Here is a 19,137-nt window from a genome sequence, read left to right as displayed (position 1 = left end):
CAGCTCTTGAAAGGTTCACCAAATACATGGGTGCGGAGGAAATAGAGATGAACAAAAAAAGTGTACGTGATATCGAATTGAATGGAAAACGGGTATTCGTGCGTGTAGATTTCAATGTGCCGCTCGAAGATGGTAAAATTACAGATGACAAACGTATTCGCGCAACACTGCCTACGATCAATTTCTTGATTGAAAAAGGTGCTAAAATCATCTTGGCGAGCCACATGGGACGTCCAAAAGGCGAAGTTGTAGAATCTATGCGTTTGACTCCAGCAGCGGAGCGTTTGTCTGAATTGCTGGGCAAACCGGTTACTAAAGCGGATGATTCCGTTGGCGAAGCGGTTAAAGCTCAAATCGCGGCGATGAACGATGGCGACGTGTTGTTGCTTGAGAACGTTCGTTTCCACGCAGGCGAAGAGAAAAACGATCCGGAATTGGCAAAACAGTTCGCTGAACTGGCTGACGTATTCGTTAACGATGCGTTTGGTGCGGCGCACAGAGCACATTCTTCTACAGAAGGTATCGCTCACCTGCTGCCAGCAGTATCCGGTCTGTTGATGGAAAAAGAGCTTGAAGTGTTGGGTAAAGCGATCTCTAACCCTGAGCGTCCTTTCACAGCGATCATCGGTGGTTCCAAAGTAAAAGACAAAATCGATGTGATCGACAACCTGCTGAACATTGCAGACAACGTAATCATCGGTGGCGGTCTGTCCTACACTTTCATGAAGGCTCAAGGTTACGAAGTAGGTCAATCCCTGCTGGATGAGTCCAAATTGGATGTAGCACTTGGCTTTATCGAAAAAGCAAAAAAACTGGGTAAAAACTTCTACCTGCCAGTGGATATCGTAATCTCTGACGACTTTAGTGCGAACGCAAACACCAGAATCGTTGAAGTTGGCGACATTCCTGCAGATTGGGAAGGTATCGACATCGGTCCTAAAACACGTGAGATTTATGCTGACGTTGTTAAAAACTCCAAACTGGTTGTATGGAACGGACCAATGGGCGTATTCGAAATTGAGCCATTCTCCCACGGTACTCGTGCAGTAGCAGAAGCTTGTGCTACGACATCTGCATACACCGTAATCGGCGGCGGCGACTCTGCAGCAGCAGCTGAGAAGTTCAAATTGGCTGACAAAATGGATCACATCTCCACAGGTGGCGGTGCATCGCTTGAGTTCATGGAAGGCAAAGTGCTTCCAGGCGTAGTTGCATTAAACGACAAGTAAGCTTTAAGCTATAGCATGAAGGAGTTGAAACCAATGAGAACACCAATTATCGCGGGTAACTGGAAAATGTTCAAAACGGTTTCCGAATCCAATGACTTCATTCAGGAAGTTAAAGGAAAAGCGGAAGTCGCAGGCGTAGAAACAGTAATCTGCGCACCTTTTACAAACTTGCCATCCCTGGTAGAGGCTGTGAAAGGCACTAACATCAAAATCGGTGCACAAAACCTTCACTTTGAAGACAATGGTGCATTCACTGGTGAAATCAGCGGTATCATGCTGAAAGAACTGGGTGTAGATTACGTGATTATCGGTCACTCGGAGCGCCGTCAATATTTTGCGGAAACCGATGAGACTGTCAATAAAAAGTTGCATGCAGCATTCCGTCACGGACTGACTCCAATCTTCTGCCTTGGCGAAACGCTTGAAGAGCGCGAAGCGAACCAAACAAAAGATGTATGCAAAGTACAAACAGAAGCGGCTTTTGCAGGTCTTTCTGCAGAGCAAGCGGCACAAGTCGTTATCGCTTATGAGCCAATCTGGGCGATTGGTACAGGCAAATCCTCCACATCCCAAGATGCGAATGAAGTTATTGCTTACATCCGTACACTGGTGAAGGATCTGTACAACGAGCAGGTTGCTGATGCAGTTCGTATTCAATACGGCGGCAGCGTTAAACCGGAAAACGTAACAGAATACCTCGGACAAAGCGACATCGACGGCGCACTTGTTGGCGGTGCCAGCTTGCAGCCGGCTTCGTTCATCGCGCTTGTTGAGGGGGCGAAGTAAGATGACAGCTCCAAAACCTGTAGCACTGATCATTATGGATGGCTTCGGTCTGCGTAACACGGTGGAAGGCAATGCGGTAGCGCAAGCCAAAAAACCGAACTATGACCGTTACATGAGCCAGTTCCCACATACAACTTTGACTGCTTGCGGTGAGGCTGTAGGTTTGCCGGAAGGCCAAATGGGGAACTCCGAGGTAGGTCACCTGAACATCGGTGCCGGCCGGATCGTATACCAGGATTTGACCCGTATCTCCAAATCGATTCGTGACGGCGAGTTCTATGACAATGAAACACTTGTCAAAGCGGTGCGCGAAGCGAAACAGAGCGGTAAAAAACTTCATCTTTACGGCTTGTTGTCCGATGGTGGCGTACATAGTCACATCGACCACTTGTTCGCGATGCTGGATCTGGCTAAAAAAGAAGGAATGAATGACGTGTATATTCATGCCTTCTTGGATGGCCGTGACGTTATGCCAGACAGTGGTAAAGACTTCATGCAGAAGCTGATCGCTAAAATTGATGAAGTTGGTGTAGGTAAAATCGCAACGGTGCAAGGTCGCTATTATGCCATGGACCGTGACAAACGCTGGGAGCGTGTGGAGAAATCCTACCGCGCTATTGTTTACGGCGATGGACCGAAATACACTGATCCACTCAAAGCGGTTGAAGAATCATACAATAAATCCGTATTTGACGAGTTCGTTGAACCAACGGTCATCGTTAAAGCGGATGGTGAGCCGGTAGGTCTGGTGGAGAGCGGTGATTCCGTCATCTTCCTAAACTTCCGTCCTGACCGTGCAATCCAGTTGTCGCAAGTATTTACGAACTCCGATTTCCGTGGTTTCGAACGTGGACCGAAGTTCCCTGTAGGCTTGCACTTTGTGTGCTTGACGTTGTTCAGCGAGACGGTTGAAGGTTATGTGGCGTACTCGCCTAAAAACCTCGACAATACGCTGGGTGAAGTGTTGGTACAGAATAACAAAAAACAACTGCGTATTGCAGAAACAGAGAAATACCCGCACGTAACCTTCTTCTTCAGCGGCGGCCGTGATGTAGAGCTTCCGGGCGAAACTCGCGTGCTGATCAACTCACCTAAGGTTGCAACGTATGACCTGCAACCAGAGATGAGCGCTTATGAAGTAGCCGATGCAGCAGTCCGCGAGATCGAAGCGGATAAACATGATGCGATTATCTTGAACTTTGCTAACCCTGATATGGTTGGACACTCCGGTATGCTGGAGCCAACGATCAAGGCGGTTGAAGTAACAGATGAGTGTATGGGTCGCGTTGTCGATGCGGTACTTGCCAAAGGCGGCGTGGTACTGATCACAGCCGATCACGGTAATGCGGATATGGTGTTTGATGAGCAAGGACGTCCGTTCACGGCTCATACAACAAACCCGGTTCCATTTATCGTGACTGATCCGAATGTAACCTTGCGTGAAGGCGGAATTCTGGCCGATATCGCGCCAACGATTCTTGACCTGATGCAATTGCCGAAACCGGTAGAGATGACAGGAACTTCTGTTATCGCTACCCGTAAATAAACTGTACAGCAACCATATATGAAATTGGGAAGTTTGGCGTTTACCCCTGAACGGAGGCAGCAGAAATCGTCTGAAGAAGCGTTTAGCGTTCGCCTTTATCACATGATTCCAACTTATGAGAATAAGTTCAAAGGAATCCGGGGATAACAGCGATCGGAAGACGATTCTGCTGACGTAGTGGATAAGGGGAAACACAAGTGGTCCTAATTTTTAATAAATTCAAAATTAAAGGAGATTATCACACATGACTATTATTTCTGACGTGTACGCTCGCGAAGTCCTCGACTCCCGCGGTAACCCTACAGTTGAAGTTGAAGTATACCTGGAGTCCGGCGCAATCGGACGCGCAATCGTTCCATCCGGTGCATCCACTGGTGCCCACGAAGCCGTTGAGCTTCGCGATGGTGACAAATCCCGTTACCTTGGTAAAGGTGTACTGCAAGCTGTTAAAAACGTAAATGAAACCATCGCTCCAGAAGTTATCGGTATGGACGCTTTGGATCAACTGGGTATCGACAAATTGATGATCGCTCTGGACGGTACGCCTAACAAAGCTAAATTGGGTGCAAACGCAATTCTGGCTGTATCCATGGCTGTAGCTCGCGCTGCTGCTGACGCTCTGGAACTGCCACTGTATGTTTACCTGGGCGGATTCAACGCTAAAGCATTGCCAGTACCAATGATGAACATCATCAACGGTGGTGAGCACGCGGACAACAATATCGACGTACAAGAGTTCATGGTATTGCCAGTTGGCGCACCAAGCTTTAAAGAAGCTCTTCGCGTAGGCGCAGAGATCTTCCACAACCTGAAATCCGTACTGAGCTCCAAAGGCTTGAACACAGCTGTAGGTGACGAAGGTGGATTTGCACCAAACCTGGGTTCTAACGAAGAAGCAATCACTACAATCATCGAAGCAATCGAAAAAGCAGGTTACAAACCAGGTGTTGACGTATTCCTGGGTATGGACGTTGCTTCCACTGAGTTCTACAAAGATGGTAAATACACGTTGGCTGGTGAAGGTAAATCTTACACTTCCGCTGAGTACGTTGACCTTCTGGCTTCATGGGTTGAGAAGTACCCTATCATCACGATTGAAGACGGTATGTCCGAAGATGACTGGGATGGTTGGAAATTGCTCACTGAAAAATTGGGTGACAAAGTACAACTCGTTGGTGACGACTTGTTCGTAACAAACACGGATCGTCTTGCTAGAGGTATCGAGCAAGGTATCGGTAACTCCATCCTGATCAAAGTAAACCAAATCGGTACATTGACTGAAACATTCGATGCAATCGAAATGGCTAAACGTGCAGGATATACAGCTGTAATCTCCCACCGTTCCGGTGAGTCCGAAGACAGCACAATCGCTGACATCGCTGTTGCAACAAACGCGGGTCAAATCAAAACGGGTGCTCCTTCCCGTACAGACCGTATCGCAAAATACAACCAATTGCTTCGTATTGAAGATCAATTGGATGAGCTTGCTCAATACAATGGTCTTAAAGGATTCTACAACCTCAAAAAATAAGCTGTGTACGCAGCTTTTCAGGCAAGCCGGCTAACCGGCTTGTCTTTTTTATGATTATGATGGCTGTGAAATTGAGATGTAGTAGAAGTATGAATACTTGGCGATGAATTTTGAAATTTAAGGGAAATAGTCTACTGTGTACTACTTGTATCACACCTGTAGCTATGCTACAATTAAAGTAACTGTTTTTATGGTCAGATGTTATGCCCACATGGGTAGGAGGTGGAAAGAATGGATATTGCTTTGAAATTGCTGCTCGTTGTTTTCTCGATCGGTCTAATCACTGTAGTATTGCTGCAGCACGGGAAAAGCGCTGGTTTGGCGGGTGCCATCTCCGGTGGTGCGGAACATCTTTTCGGTAAAACGAAAGCGCGCGGATTGGATCTTTTCTTGCAACGTGCAACGGTGGTTCTGGGTGCAGGATTTATGATTTTGTCTGTTATAGTTACGATTGTTTCGAAGTAACTTGCAGTCAGGTCACAAGAAAGAAACCGAATAGCTGAAGCCAATGGCTTAACGGATAAACCTTCGTTTCGTGCAGAAACGGAGGTTTTTTAATAGAATTTTATTCATCCAAAGTTTACCAGCGTTTATTAAGCCACTCAGTTGTCTAGATTTTTCGTTTAATATATAAACCTTTGATTTGCTTTCTACTTCTGTTCGATTCCCCCTTTCTTTGATCCATATATCCCAAATAAAGCAGGTATTCCTGGTTGGTCCAGTATATTACTAATGTTATATACTGGTGTTGTGCGTTTTTTTTATAAAGGTGATTCGTGTCAGATCGGGCATATCACTCACTGCATAAACTGTCTGAAGGAGTAAATTCGAGTGTCAGGCTGGCAGCAGCACAGACTAAGGTGCTTTTTTGGCGAGCTACGGATGGGCTGGATTGAATTCGTGTATACTAGGGTATGAAGATAGTAAGGCCGCGGTATTCAACAGTATTTACCGCACGGTACCTGTATGAATACAGCACGGATTCCGATACATAAAGAGAAGAGATCAGACTATACTCTTACGTTTCCCGAGGTGAAAAACTAATGATAACCGAACAACAATTGCTTGACTTCATGCGGGAGACCGCTTATAAACCGATGACCTATCAGGAGTTGGAACAGCACTTTAAGATTGAGGATGCTGCTGATTTCAGAGCCTTTCTGATTATGCTGAACACGCTGGAGGAATCCGGCAAAATTCTACTGACGAGTAACAATCGTTATGGTATGCCAGAACGCATGAATCTGGTGCGAGGCCGCCTGCAGGCGCATGCAAAAGGTTTTGCCTTTTTGATTCCTGAGGATCGCGAGCACCCGGATGTGTATATCCATGCGAATGATATGAAGAGTGCAATGAATGGTGATATCGTACTCGTTAAAGTAACGTCCCAAGGGCCTTCTGGAGGCCGCCTGGAGGGTGAAATTGTACGGATTGTGACGCGTGCGATCACACAGATTGTAGGTGTTTTTCAGAGTCATGAAGTGTATGGATTTGTTATGCCGGATGATAAACGGATTAATCGTGATATTTTCATTCCGCGTACGAATTTTGCAGGTGCAGTGGATGGACAGAAGGTGGTTGCCAAGATCGTCAGTTACCCTGAGGGCCGTGCAGCAGCTGAGGGTGAAATTATTGAGATTCTGGGTCACAAGGATGAGCCTGGTATTGATATTTTATCGGTCATTCGCAAGCATCAGTTGCCTGAAGCCTTCCCGGATGAAGTGATGCAAGAAGCAGAAAAAGCACCGGATTCCATCACAGATGAAGAGATTATTCAACAGGGACGCCGCGATCTGCGTGGCCTGAACATCGTTACGATTGATGGTGAGGATGCGAAAGATCTGGATGATGCGGTTAACGTGGAAAAACTGCCGAACGGCAACTACCGTCTGGGTGTTCATATTGCCGATGTGGGCTACTACGTGCGTGAGAACTCTAAACTGGATCAAGAGGCGTATAACCGTGGATGCAGTGTATATCTTGTTGACCGGGTTATTCCGATGCTGCCGCAGCGTCTATCGAACGGAATCTGTAGTTTGCACCCACAGGTGGATCGTCTGACGTTGTCTTGTGAGATGGAGTTTAACGACCAGATGAAGGTTGTGAAACACGACATTTTCACAAGTGTGATTAAAACGAAGGAACGTATGACTTATACGAACGTACGCAAAATCCTTGAAGGCGAAGAGCCGGAGCTACTGGAGCGTTACAAAGATTTGGTGGATGACTTCCACCTGATGCAGGAAATTGCTCTCAAACTGCGTGCGATGCGGATGCGCCGCGGGGCGGTAGACTTTGATTTTGAAGAATCCAAAATCATTGTCGATGAGAACTGCAAACCGGTTGATATTGTAAAACGGGAGCGCTCCATCGCAGAGCAAATCATTGAGGAGTTCATGCTTGCTGCCAATGAGACGGTGGCGGAGCATTTCCACTGGCTCAAAGTGCCGTTCATCTATCGTGTGCATGAAGACCCGGATCAGGAAAAACTGCAAAATTTCCTCGCCTTTGCGGCGAATTTCGGACACCAAGTCAAAGGACGTGGCAACGCGATCCATCCAAGAGCGCTCCAATCGCTGCTGGAGGATATCAATGGTACGAAGGAACAAACGGTCATCAGCACGATGATGCTGCGTTCCATGAAACAGGCAAAATATGATTCGGAAATGTCTGGTCACTTTGGTCTGGCTGCTGAATTCTACAGTCACTTTACATCCCCGATTCGTCGTTATCCCGATCTGGTCATTCACCGGGTCATTCGTGAAGTGATTGAGAACAAAGGAGCATTACCGGAGAATCGTCAGGAGTACTTGGCAAGCCGGATGTCGGATATTGCACAGCAGTCCTCGGAACGTGAGCGTGTAGCGGTGGAAGCTGAACGGGATACGGAGAAAATGAAAAAAGCCGAGTACATGCTCGACAAGGTCGGCGAAGAGTTCGAAGGCATGATCAGCAGTGTAACCAGCTTTGGTATGTTCATTGAGCTGGAAAACACAGTGGAAGGATTGATTCGTCTCAGTGCGTTGACAGACGACTATTACCATTTTGATGACCAGCACATGGCATTGATTGGGGAGCGTACATCCAAAGTATTCCGCATCGGTGACGAAGTGAAGATCCGCGTAGCACGTGTGAGCATGGAAGAGTATACGATTGATTTTGAAATGGTCGATATGAAACCTCGCAAAGAACGTGATGGCGGATTCGACCGTGGTAGTCGCGGCGGTAAAGGTGGTCGTCCTGCAAGCGGCAGCGGACGAGGCGGAGCCAAAGGTGGCTTCGGTGGAGGCCGTGGCGGCAAAGGCGGCAGCGCTGGTGCAGGCGGTAAACGTGATCGCGGTGGCCGATCTGCTACGCAAGAGAGCAACAAGGGTGCTCAAGCTGGTCGCGGCGGAGCAGGAAACGCCGGAGCAGGCTCATCGACAGGAGGATTTGCCGGTAGAGGCAGCGGTAAGCCGAAAGGTGAACGTCGTGCGGTTGAAGCCGGTGGTTCAAGCAACCGTGGCAAAGGCGCGGTAAGCTTTGGTTTTGGCTCAGGTAAAGGCGGTTATAGTTCAGGATCGTCCGGGCAAGACACGACTTCTTCTGCAGGCGGTCAGGGCGGCAGCTTAAACGGCAGCGGCCGTGGAGAAGGAAGCTTCAAGTCCGGTAAGGGCGGTAGCTTTAAAGGTGGCAAAGGCGGAGGTAAGCGTAATAATACATCGCCTAGTGGTATTTTCATCGGAGAAAATGCTACACCAGGCGGCGTGCAAGAAGGCGGAGCGCCACGTCGCAAGCGCAAGAAAAACAAAGGCGGAGCAGGAAGTGAAACGGCAGCTTTTGTACGCAAGAAAAAGAAGTGAGTAAGAAGTAAGAAGGGGCAGCGGAGGCTGCCTCTTTCTTGATTTTAACAGCCGTCCTTGCTACAATTAAGGTCTGGCACGGGTATTTTGGTGTAACATGGAACCATGCTGATACAGCAGGGTACGGGTTTATTTTACGAAGAAGGAGTGAGGACATGGGTAAGAATGATGGGCAGAGTAAAGTGCTTGCACAGAATAAAAAGGCTTCCCATGACTACTTCATTGAAGATACGTATGAAGCGGGCATGGTGTTGACGGGTACGGAAATCAAGTCGATTCGTAACGGTCGTGCGAACATTGGAGACTCATTTGCAACGATACGTAACGGTGAGATTCATATTCACAATATGCATATTAGTCCTTTTGAACAAGGCAATCGGCATAATCCACTTGATCCTACACGCACACGTAAATTGTTAATGCATAAAGTGCAAATTCATAAGCTGCTCGGGCTGTCCAAGCAGGATGGATACAGCATTGTGCCGTTGAAGATCTATATCCGTAATGGCTATGCGAAGCTGTTACTGGGCCTTGGTAAAGGTAAGAAGCAGTATGATAAACGTGACACCGCCGCGAAGCGGGATGCTCAACGTGATATCCAACGTGCACTGCGCGAGAAGCAGAAGGTTGCTCGTTAAAAGAGAACGACGTTTCACCAATGTTCATTCGCGTCGATTCGCAGTGTGGTTTAGGGATGTTAGCATGCGGGCGTAGATTGTCTTGGGTTATTGAATTCAAGAATTGATGATTTGAAGGAGTCCTCACGGCTGCCCTTGTCACGGGTGAGTGTGGGGCTTTTTTTATGAGGGATGCTGCGTAAGTTTTCTTAAGGATGGGTAAGTTAATAAAACCAACGGTTGTAGACTGGATTCAATGCAGGCATGTGTGTTTGTGAGTGTATACCATGGGTTATAGGCTTATGTACATCATTAACATCTCCATTTTGCTCTGTGCACCTCTTTATGATAACAATGTTCCAGTCAATGAAGTCCCATTTATAAGATGTGATGGGCAGCCTGAGTAAACTTTACTTCCGATGAGTGAAGTTGTATAATATGTAGACGATTGAGCCTGATGGCATGGTTAGTTTGGATAACCTTTCATCAGTGCTCAGTATACTGGATTGCCTTCCAGCAATCTGCACTATATCGGTGCCTTGGGCTGTGATATGATTACTCATGTAGCAGACAGGAGTGCCGAGTATGTAAGAAGCATCTTTTCACCTTGGAGGGATTAGATGTGTAGCACCTTTGCTCCGTATTCACGGATTAATCCTGGAGCCCTTCTTCATTGAGGGGGCGTTTATGGATTCGACGGGGATAGTTCGAGCATGGGTAGCGGGTAGTGGGGACGCGTCCGCTTTATCAACGCTAAAGCCTATTAAACGGCAAACAACAAACAAACTACGCTTTCGCAGCCTAAGAAACTGTGTGCGTGCTTCTACCCTGCATCGCCCATGTGACAGGACTAGGGGCTAACAAGTAGTGGGATACGCTGTCACATCTCCGCCTGGGGTGTGCTGAAGAAGACAATCAGGCTGACCCAACGTATAGCCGGTTACGGGGCGATACTCGGGTGACATCAAAACTGTGACTACACCCGTAGAAGCTTATGTGTCGTTATCTTCGGACAGGGGTTCGACTCCCCTCGCCTCCATTAGAGTCAAGTCAAAAGCCATCAACCAGTGTTCTGGTTGGTGGTTTTTCTGTTTATGATATAATAAGCATAAATTTAGATTGGGGGACTCCAGATGTTTACAAATCGAAAACAACTCCATGAAATTTTAAAAAAAGCAAATCAACATGCACGGAAACAAGCTAAAGAATCAGGTGCCTCTATTTATTATATAAAAAACAACAAACGCGTTCGTGAGGATGCTGCGGGTAATAAATTTGAAATTATATTTGATGCTACTGGGAAACGCCAGGAGTTTGAATATCATGAGTGAAACCAGACCAGTCATGACTGTGTTTGCTGGAACCAATGGAGCAGGGAAAAGTACACTTAGCATGCAAATGAGAGAGTGGCTTGGTGAACTGGTTGATCCGGATCAAATTGCAAGAGAGTTGAAGCCAGAGAATCCGCGCAGTGCTGACCTATCTGCTGGTAGGGAAGCTGTAAAAAGGATTAGATCTCTCATTAAAAATGGTGTAAACTTCGCTATTGAAACGACATTGTCCGGATCATTTGTTTTAAAACATATGGAAATTGCAAAAGAAAACAGTTACGAAATTGTTGTTTACTATATCGGCCTTGAGGATGTTCAAATGCATATAGATCGAGTTGCATCTCGTGTTGAACAAGGTGGACATTGGATTGCAGAAGAAGACATTCGTTATCGATATGGTCAGTCATTGAAGAACCTTACACCGGCTCTGGCCATTGCAAATCAGGTAATCATTATTGATAATACATACGAGCCTTTAATTGTTGCGGAAATCAGACGGGGTAATTTGATCTATTGTGTGGAGTCCATACCTGGATGGGCTAATCCTGTTCTTAAGGATTACTGATACTTGGGTGACACCAAAATTGTGACTACACCCGTAGAATTTTATGTGTCGTTGTCTTCACGCAGGAGTTTGATTCCCCTGGCTCTATGCCTCCATTAGAGTCAAAAAACCATCAATCAGTGTCTGATTGGTGGTTTTTCTGTAAATTAACCAAGTACATTAAAATACAAAGAAAGGAGCCCTAATTGATGCTTATACGATATTTTAAAGGTGCAGGCGGTTCATTATTCATAAGTATTCTGATTTATTTATTAACCGTCCCTATCTACAAAGAGTATCTCACATTTCAACTGGGAATGATCGCTTTATATGTTTATGTTAGTTGCATATTGGGGGTCATCTTATACTCAATCCTTGTTATGTATAGAAAAGAGGCAAATTATATATTTTGTTTCTTGTTATATATCCTATTAGGAGGTTTGGCATCTATAGCTTACTGGCCGCTATTTTTCATTTTTATAGCAGGTTCCGTGGTGTTTTATTTAGTTCAAGTAGTACAAAAAAATAAGTTCCCTATAGTGTTGTCCACATCGGGGCCCATATTCTTAATTATAATCCTTATCCTGAACTAATGAAAAAGGTGTGAAATAGCCTTTTACAGTCCAAGAGGCCAATCCATTCTATCCCGAATTCAATAAAACTGGTGAACAAGCAATACTATATAAAGGAGTTAACCCCAAATGACTGAAAAACACTGGCTTGTCGTGCAATATCCGCTAAAGAGTGCTAACGGTAGCAAACGTGATCAGTGGTTGAGGGACAAGGTCATGGAGTATCTTGAAACTGCTCTAACCCAGCATGAACTGGGGGAAGTGGATGGATGCGACATAGGAAGTAGCGTGGCTGATCCGAAGAAACATGTGATGAACATCTTCTGTGTGGTGACGGATGAAGAGCGGGGCATTGCATTGGTCAAAAAAGTGCTTCGAGAGAGTCGGCTGGATTACACCCGCATCTTCATTGCAACCATGCCTTACGGCACAGAAGGCAGCTACACGCTGAAATTTGCCTCCAAAAAGGGTGTCACTGAGTTCTCACTATAATCTCAACTACGTATTCAATATGAGCGATCTTCACATCTTACGGTGGAGGTCTTTTTTTATGCCGAATAAGGCACATCCATATCGAGTTCAGCTTTTTTCCACCTAACGCCCAACCTCTCTACCAATACAAACCGGCACAAAGCGATAAAAGGTGTTGAGCCTCTTCCAGATCCAGGCATATAATATACAATTGTATGCAGTCCGAGGGAGCGTAAATCTCTCGGGAATCTGAGAAGAATGGAGGGTCCTGTATTGAGCAGGAAGTTAAATCTGATGTTACGTATAAGAGAGTTTATGCAGCGTAAACCCAAAACACTTGCCTTTAAAATTCCCTTTGCGTACTTTGTTATTATTCTGCTAACGGTGGCGTTTAGTGCGCTGGTGTTGAACCGTATTTCAGAAAATGACGCGCAGCAAAAGATCAACGAATCGTCTCTGCAGACGATTACGTCGATCCAGACGAATGTGAATCTCATGATTGAGAACGTGAACAATTATTCGAAAATGATTTTCTCCGATCCGAACTTGCAGAACTTGCTTCGGCAGGGCAACGTGTATTCTAATTTGCAGATACAATCCAAGGTTAGTTCGTATTTAACCAATCTTATGCAAGCGGTTCCAATTATTGATTCAGTCTACATTTATGATAACTCGGGACACCGTTTTTCGGTGGGCACACAGCAGTGGCCGGCTTTTCTCGAAGCGAATGTGAAGGATGCACCGTGGTATGAGCAAGCTCTGAAGTATAAAGGGCGATATTTACTCAGACTAAATGGCGGTAACAGCAACGAAAAGGAAGCCGGAGTCGGAGTATTGGCAGAAAACATAAACAACACAGTATACACACGGACAGATGTAAAAGAAAATAAACTTCGAAATTCTCCTCATCATGAAAGCAACGGCAACATGGATAGCAAAAATTCGGAGAAGGGACAAGAAAAAGTGGTCTCTTTTATTCGTTTGATGCGCGACCTGGATGATACATCTCCGCTGGGCTTTCTGGTCATGAACATCAAGGAGAAATCGATTGCGCAGGCTTACGCTAATCTGCCGGCTTCCGAATCATTTCAAGTGGCTATTCTGGACGAGCATCAGCAAATTATTGCAACTAACTCCACTACACATACAACAACTCTAGTATCTACAGAAACCGAAGAGGGTACTGCACCTGATGCACCCTCCTCTACAGCTCAGAAGCAGGTGGGTATGCAAGAGATTTTGGAGTCCAATCAAGCGGAGTTAACACAGGCATTCCAGAAACAGCCGTCAGGCGTCCTGACTCTACATTCAGGTGGGCAGGATTACGCGGTGACCTACCGCTCAGCTGGTGAGGATCAGTGGAAGTACATCAGCATGAGTCCATATCGTGCAACAGACATCCGCAGTACATCTCTGGTTCTGCTTGCTTTTATACTGTTGGCGGTGAATGGGACTGTCTTTTTTGTCAGTTCTTTTATTATCTCTCGCAGTGTCATCAAGCCGATTCATAAGTTACTCCGATCCATGCAAAAAGCACCCAGTGGCAACTTCCGTAAAATCAAAGTGGAGCTAAACAGTTACGAATTTGAACAGCTGTATAGCGGATACAACCAGATGATCGAGCAGATTGAACAGATGCTCACGCGCATTATCCAGGAACAGCAGACGATCCGCCGAGCCGAGTTGAACACGCTCCAAGCACAGATCAAACCGCATTTTCTGTATAACACGCTCGACTCAATCACCTCTCTGGCAATGTCCGGTATGAATGATAAGGTGTGCGAAATGTTGGAGGCACTCGGAAGTTATTATCGGCTGAGTGTGAGCAAAGGCAATGAGGTCATCACACTACGCGAAGAGGTTGAGATTGTACGTCATTATTTGACCATCCAGCAGGTGCGTTATCCGGATGTATTTGAGGTGCAATACGATATCGATCCGGACTGTGAGCAGGTGGTGATTCCAAAACTCGTACTCCAGCCTCTGGTCGAAAATTCACTGTATCATGGGATTCGCGCCAAAGGTAGTCCAGGTATTATACGTATTCAAGCCCTGCAAACGTCAGATGCCGTTACAATACTACTCACTGACGATGGAGTAGGCATGTCTGAGGAACAAGTGCAGCAAATCCAGCGTACAGAAAAGCAAAAATTCATTCGAGCTGCGTCTAATCAGTCAATGTCCGGGTCCTTCAGCGCCCGTGATCTAACTAATATAACTAATCAAGCCAATCCCTCGGACTCCTTCAAAATCGATTCCACTTCAAGGCTTGACTCAGACTCGACTTCCAATGTGAATACAAGCTTTGGCCTGTGGGGAACGATGGAGCGGCTGCGTATATTTTATGATCGTGCAGATGTGTTGAAGCTTGAGAGTGTGCCTGGAAAAGGAACCACCATAACCATTACGATCCCGAAGGGAGACGTTGGATCATGGAACCATTAAAAGTATTGCTTGTGGATGACGAATATCTCATCCGAAATCTTCTGCGTATGCGTATTGATTGGCAACAACAAGGCATGCAAATTGTTGGCGAAGCCTCCAATGCTGCGGAAGCTTTGGAGCAGATGGAGTTGCTACATCCGGACATCGTATTCACAGATATTTATATGCCCAAAATGGATGGCATTGAGCTGAGCGGTCTCATCTTGAAGCGTTATCCGAACATCAAAATTGTAGTGGTGACCGGACATGATGAATTTGAATATGCACGTCAGAGTGTGAAGCTGGGCATATCCGATTTTATTTTGAAACCGATTCGAGCTACTGAATTATTACAGGTTACCACGAAGCTGCGAGCAGATATCGAGCAGGAGAGAGGAAGGGAATTTGAGCTGATCAAGTTGCGAGAGGAGATGAAGCGCAGTCTGCCGTATCTGAAGGAACGTTTTGTGAATCAGTGGCTGCAAGGGGTGTTGCATGAGGAAGAGGTGCGGGAACAGTTGCATTTCTACCGCATTCCGATCTCTGAGGACAACCCGAAGTCTCGAGTAGCCATCATCGAGGTACAGGCCGCGTTACCTTCACAAGCGGAAACTTCTACAGAGGAAGTTCAGATCCTGATGCGTATGAATGGTTTGAAGCACGTACAGGCCTATTACCAGCAGGATATATACAAAATCATTGTTATGGACACACACAATCGTATTGTCATCCTTGCGACCCACCCTGATGCCAAGCTAACCGAGCAGGCCGAGCGACTTCTGGAAGAACTGCGATGTCTACTTAAAGTTGAAGGTTCCGAGGCAGACGTAGCAATCGGGATTGGACAGCTATACTCTGGGTGGGAGGGCGTCTGTATGGCTTACCGTGAAGCTTGTCGCGCTCTGGAGTATCAGGCGTTTGCAGGGAAAAATCAGGTGATCTACTTCGAGGATCTTGTGATTGACGGTCAGCACACTAGCCAGCTTTATCGCTCGGGTGCAGGCCTGCTTCAGCAGCTACAATTCTGCGTTAGTGTTGGGGCGGAAGAAGAGGCGGTGTCCAAACTTGAGCATATCCTGTCTGCGCCTTTCTCCAACGTATCACAGTTCCGCATGGCGGCTATGGATGTGATCACCGAATGCCAGCGTGCCGCAATGGAACAGCAGCTTGAGGGCGAGCAGGCGTTTAACAAGGAAGCTGTCGCTATGATGCTGATGGCAGAGCATTTACCAGAGTTGAAAATAATGTTGGAGCAGCATGTCCGCACAATTACTGGTGTGATTCAGGCGAAGCGACAGGCCAAAGAGGGCAATCTGATTGACCAGATCAAGGCGTACATTGAGGAGCAGATGGGGAATGCGGAGGTGGGACTGTCGAGTACGGCCGCGGCTTTTTACGTAAGTCCGGGTCACTTGGGGCGTTTGATGAAAAAAGAAACCGGGCAGACGTTTGTCGAATATTTAACGCAGCTTCGTATGAAAAAGGCCGAATCCTTGCTGAAGCAGACGGATTTGAAAGGGTATGAGATCGGGGAGCAGGTAGGTATCCCGGACCCGCACTATTTTAGTGTGTTATTCAAAAAACAGTTCGGCCGTTCCATGAACGAATATCGGAATGTCAAAAGTTAGCCCTGCACATTTCAATATTTGGTCGCGCTTTCATATATGTTCGAATATTACAAGTCGATGCCTGTTTTCTAAATGGAGAACGCCAAGCGTAATTACTAAAATATGTATATAACCAAAAAAACAGATCAGGGAGGTCATATGATGAAAGCGCTACTAAAGAAATCTTTAAGTCTATTTCTGGCTTTGGGACTTGCGGGTAGTCTGGCGGCATGCTCGTCTGGATCAAACGGAGGGGCACAGGGAGAAAGCAATGGAAAAATCAAGCTGACGCTATGGGATCAATCGGTTGGTACGACAGATCCATCGGCCAAATTGCTGCCCGAGATTGTGGAGAAATGGAACAGCGAGCATCCCGACATCCAGGTTGAACGCACAGGCACAACAGGAGAGCAGTACAAAACCAAAGTAAAAACATCCATCGCGGCTGGCGAATCACCAGACCTGTTCTACGGCATGGGCGGAGGCAGCTTCATGCAGCCATACATCAAATCCGGTAACGTGCTGGAGATCACAAGTTACCTGACGGACGATATCAAGGAACGCATGGGCCCAGGGATGGCTGAGGCCATCAATATGGACGGTAAAATATTCACACTGCCTGTGTACACACACATTGCCAACCTTTATGTGAATACGGAACTGTTTGAACAGGCGGGTGCCAAAATCCCGACTACATATAACGAGCTGCTGGATGCTGTCACCAAATTAAAAGCGGCTGGAATTACCCCGGCTGTCATTGGGGAGAAAGACCGCTGGCCGGGCATGTACTGGTATGACATGATTGCGATGCGTCAAGCCGGGAATGCGGCGGTAATTGAAGCGTTTAAAGATCCGTCCAAGTGGGATTCACCGGACTTTGTGGCGGCGGCAACCAAGATGCAGCAGCTGGCACAAGCCGGAGCGTTCAACAGCAGTATGTTCAGTATGAGTTATGACGAGATGCTTGGGGCATTTAATGCAGGCAAAGGGGCAATGATGTTCCAAGCCAACTGGGTGAATGCAGGTATTGAAGACCCGTCTGCCTCGGCAGTTAAAGGCAAAGTAAAGGTGATTCCGTTCCCGGTATTTGAGGACGGTAAAGGCACCAGCACTGAAATCTTCGGCGGAGCCGTCGACGGTTTTTACATCAGCCAGACGACCAAGCATCCGAAGGAAGCTACGGAATTTCTCATGTATCTGAGCGAGCAACTCGGCACACAAGGTTTCCTGGCGGGAGCGGGACTGCCAAGCTGGAAAACCGATTCTCTCGACACCTCCAGCCTGTCTTCTCTCGATCTGTCTGCGGCAGATATTATGAAAACGGCGACCTCGTTCATCGCTTGGTGGGATAACATCCTGCCTGCCGAGTCTGCGGAAGCACACAAAAATCTGATCGCCCAGCTACTGGCTGGTGACGTGACGCCAGAGGAGTTCTGCAAACAGATGGCGCAGCTGAAACCAACGGAGCTAAGTCTATAGGTTAAACAGGCAAGCAAGTATAGGCTTATGCTACGTGCGCGTTCATATACACTTGTAAACTAGCCCTCTCTGCCACCTTCTATATAAATTGAACTATTCATTTACACTTGAACGGAGAGGACAGAAAAAATCTGGGGATAACAGCGATTGTAAGGTTATTCTGTCATCGGAGTGGATTGTGTAAAATCATTGGTTCAACTTATATAACCATCAAAATAATGCCCAAACGAGGCGTGATCCGGGATCTTCCGGTCACGCCTTTGAGAGGAGAAGAGCAATGAACTCTGTATTTTCCAATAAAGGTACGATTGCCGTCTTTGTGCTGCCTACATTGATTTTGTTCTGCGGCATCGTGCTGATTCCGATTTTTGTCTCCAGTTATTACAGTCTGCTCGATTGGAATGGCGTAGGGAAGGGCGCGTTTATCGGTCTGGACAACTATGTGGAGATGTTCAAGGATACCCGAGTCATCAACTCAATTAAAAACTCCCTGCTGTTTGCAGGCGCTTCCGTATTCATTCAATTGCCGATCTCCTTGGTGCTTGCGCTGATTTTAGCGTCCAACGTCAAGGGAGAGGGCTTCTACCGAACCGTATATTTCATACCCGTTCTAATCTCTACGGTAGTGATTGCCCAGTTATGGTCGAAAATTTACAACGCCGATTATGGTCTGTTAAACGTGCTGCTGCAAAACATCGGTCTATCCAGCTGGGCGCAGGACTGGTTGGGTCAGAAACAGACTGCCCTGACGGCTTCCTTTATTCCAACGCTGTGGCAGTACATGGGATACCACATGCTGCTGATGTATGCGGGCGCGAAATCGGTCTCCCAAGATGTATTGGAGGCAGCTCGAATTGATGGTGCTTCCCGTATGCGTGTGGCTTGGTCCATTATGATCCCGTTAATGAAGCCGATTCTGAAGGTGTGTCTTGTGTTTTCCGTAATCGGGGCGTTCAAGGTGTTTGACCTAATCTATGTACTGACGGGCGGTGGGCCTTTTTACAGCACAGAGGTGCCAAGCACGCTGATGTACGCCACGATTTTTGACACATTCCGGTACGGATACGGCAGTGCGATTTCGGTTTTTATCATTGTGGAATGTCTGGTGTGTACCGTTCTTATTAATTCGTTGTTCAAGACAGAGTAGAGGGAGGGAAA

14 protein-coding genes and 1 other RNA gene are annotated in these 19,137 nt (G+C 46.7%); all 15 read left to right on the top strand.

Annotation, left to right across the window (positions count from 1 at the left end):
- Nucleotides 1-47: 47 nt before the first annotated feature.
- On the top strand, nt 48-1,229 hold the full coding sequence (locus ACUTVW_RS21070; protein ID WP_445647576.1) for a phosphoglycerate kinase: 1,182 nt from the start codon (nt 48-50) through the stop codon (nt 1,227-1,229).
- Between the two features lie 33 nt (nt 1,230-1,262).
- On the top strand, nt 1,263-2,015 hold the full coding sequence (gene tpiA, locus ACUTVW_RS21065; protein ID WP_221790108.1) for a triose-phosphate isomerase: 753 nt from the start codon (nt 1,263-1,265) through the stop codon (nt 2,013-2,015).
- Between the two features lies 1 nt (nt 2,016).
- Nucleotides 2,017-3,561: a 2,3-bisphosphoglycerate-independent phosphoglycerate mutase gene (gene gpmI / locus ACUTVW_RS21060; RefSeq protein ID WP_445647575.1), complete on the top strand. Its 1,545-nt coding sequence runs from the start codon at nt 2,017-2,019 to the stop codon at nt 3,559-3,561.
- Between the two features lie 244 nt (nt 3,562-3,805).
- The gene (eno, locus tag ACUTVW_RS21055) at nt 3,806-5,092 is read left to right on the top strand and encodes a phosphopyruvate hydratase (protein WP_434748508.1); all 1,287 of its coding nucleotides are present in this window, start codon (nt 3,806-3,808) and stop codon (nt 5,090-5,092) included.
- 231 nt (nt 5,093-5,323) lie between these two features.
- Nucleotides 5,324-5,557: a preprotein translocase subunit SecG gene (gene secG / locus ACUTVW_RS21050; protein ID WP_434748505.1), complete on the top strand. Its 234-nt coding sequence runs from the start codon at nt 5,324-5,326 to the stop codon at nt 5,555-5,557.
- A 578-nt stretch (nt 5,558-6,135) separates the two neighbouring features.
- On the top strand, nt 6,136-8,934 hold the full coding sequence (gene rnr / locus ACUTVW_RS21045) for a ribonuclease R (RefSeq protein ID WP_445647574.1): 2,799 nt from the start codon (nt 6,136-6,138) through the stop codon (nt 8,932-8,934).
- Nucleotides 8,935-9,089: 155 nt separating this feature from the next.
- Nucleotides 9,090-9,572, top strand: a complete 483-nt coding sequence (smpB, locus tag ACUTVW_RS21040) for an SsrA-binding protein SmpB (protein WP_434748503.1) — start codon at nt 9,090-9,092, stop codon at nt 9,570-9,572.
- A 656-nt stretch (nt 9,573-10,228) separates the two neighbouring features.
- Nucleotides 10,229-10,593: a transfer-messenger RNA gene (gene ssrA / locus ACUTVW_RS21035) on the top strand.
- Between the two features lie 91 nt (nt 10,594-10,684).
- Nucleotides 10,685-10,882 carry a hypothetical protein gene (locus ACUTVW_RS21030; RefSeq protein WP_445647573.1) on the top strand — a complete coding sequence of 66 codons (198 nt, stop codon included), beginning with the start codon at nt 10,685-10,687 and terminating at the stop codon, nt 10,880-10,882.
- Nucleotides 10,875-11,447: a zeta toxin family protein gene (locus ACUTVW_RS21025; protein ID WP_445647572.1), complete on the top strand. Its 573-nt coding sequence runs from the start codon at nt 10,875-10,877 to the stop codon at nt 11,445-11,447. The genes ACUTVW_RS21030 and ACUTVW_RS21025 overlap by 8 nt, the downstream gene beginning before the upstream one ends.
- Before the next feature lie 680 nt (nt 11,448-12,127).
- Complete coding sequence (locus ACUTVW_RS21020) at nt 12,128-12,490, top strand: hypothetical protein (RefSeq protein ID WP_445647571.1); 363 nt, start codon at nt 12,128-12,130, stop codon at nt 12,488-12,490.
- A gap of 273 nt (nt 12,491-12,763) precedes the next feature.
- Nucleotides 12,764-14,914, top strand: a complete 2,151-nt coding sequence (locus ACUTVW_RS21015; protein WP_445647570.1) for a cache domain-containing sensor histidine kinase — start codon at nt 12,764-12,766, stop codon at nt 14,912-14,914.
- Nucleotides 14,902-16,521: a response regulator gene (locus tag ACUTVW_RS21010; RefSeq protein ID WP_445647569.1), complete on the top strand. Its 1,620-nt coding sequence runs from the start codon at nt 14,902-14,904 to the stop codon at nt 16,519-16,521. The genes ACUTVW_RS21015 and ACUTVW_RS21010 overlap by 13 nt, the downstream gene beginning before the upstream one ends.
- Before the next feature lie 138 nt (nt 16,522-16,659).
- Nucleotides 16,660-17,979 carry an extracellular solute-binding protein gene (locus tag ACUTVW_RS21005; protein WP_445647568.1) on the top strand — a complete coding sequence of 440 codons (1,320 nt, stop codon included), beginning with the start codon at nt 16,660-16,662 and terminating at the stop codon, nt 17,977-17,979.
- A 277-nt stretch (nt 17,980-18,256) separates the two neighbouring features.
- Nucleotides 18,257-19,126 (top strand): carbohydrate ABC transporter permease, encoded by an 870-nt coding sequence (locus ACUTVW_RS21000; RefSeq protein WP_445647567.1) that lies wholly within the window; start codon nt 18,257-18,259, stop codon nt 19,124-19,126.
- The last annotated feature ends 11 nt before the right edge of the window (nt 19,127-19,137 follow it).

The sequence above is a fragment of the Paenibacillus sp. TSA_86.1 genome (genome assembly GCF_052691815.1).
Note: the sequence above shows the minus strand (reverse complement) of the source record. Positions and strands in the feature narration are given on the sequence as shown.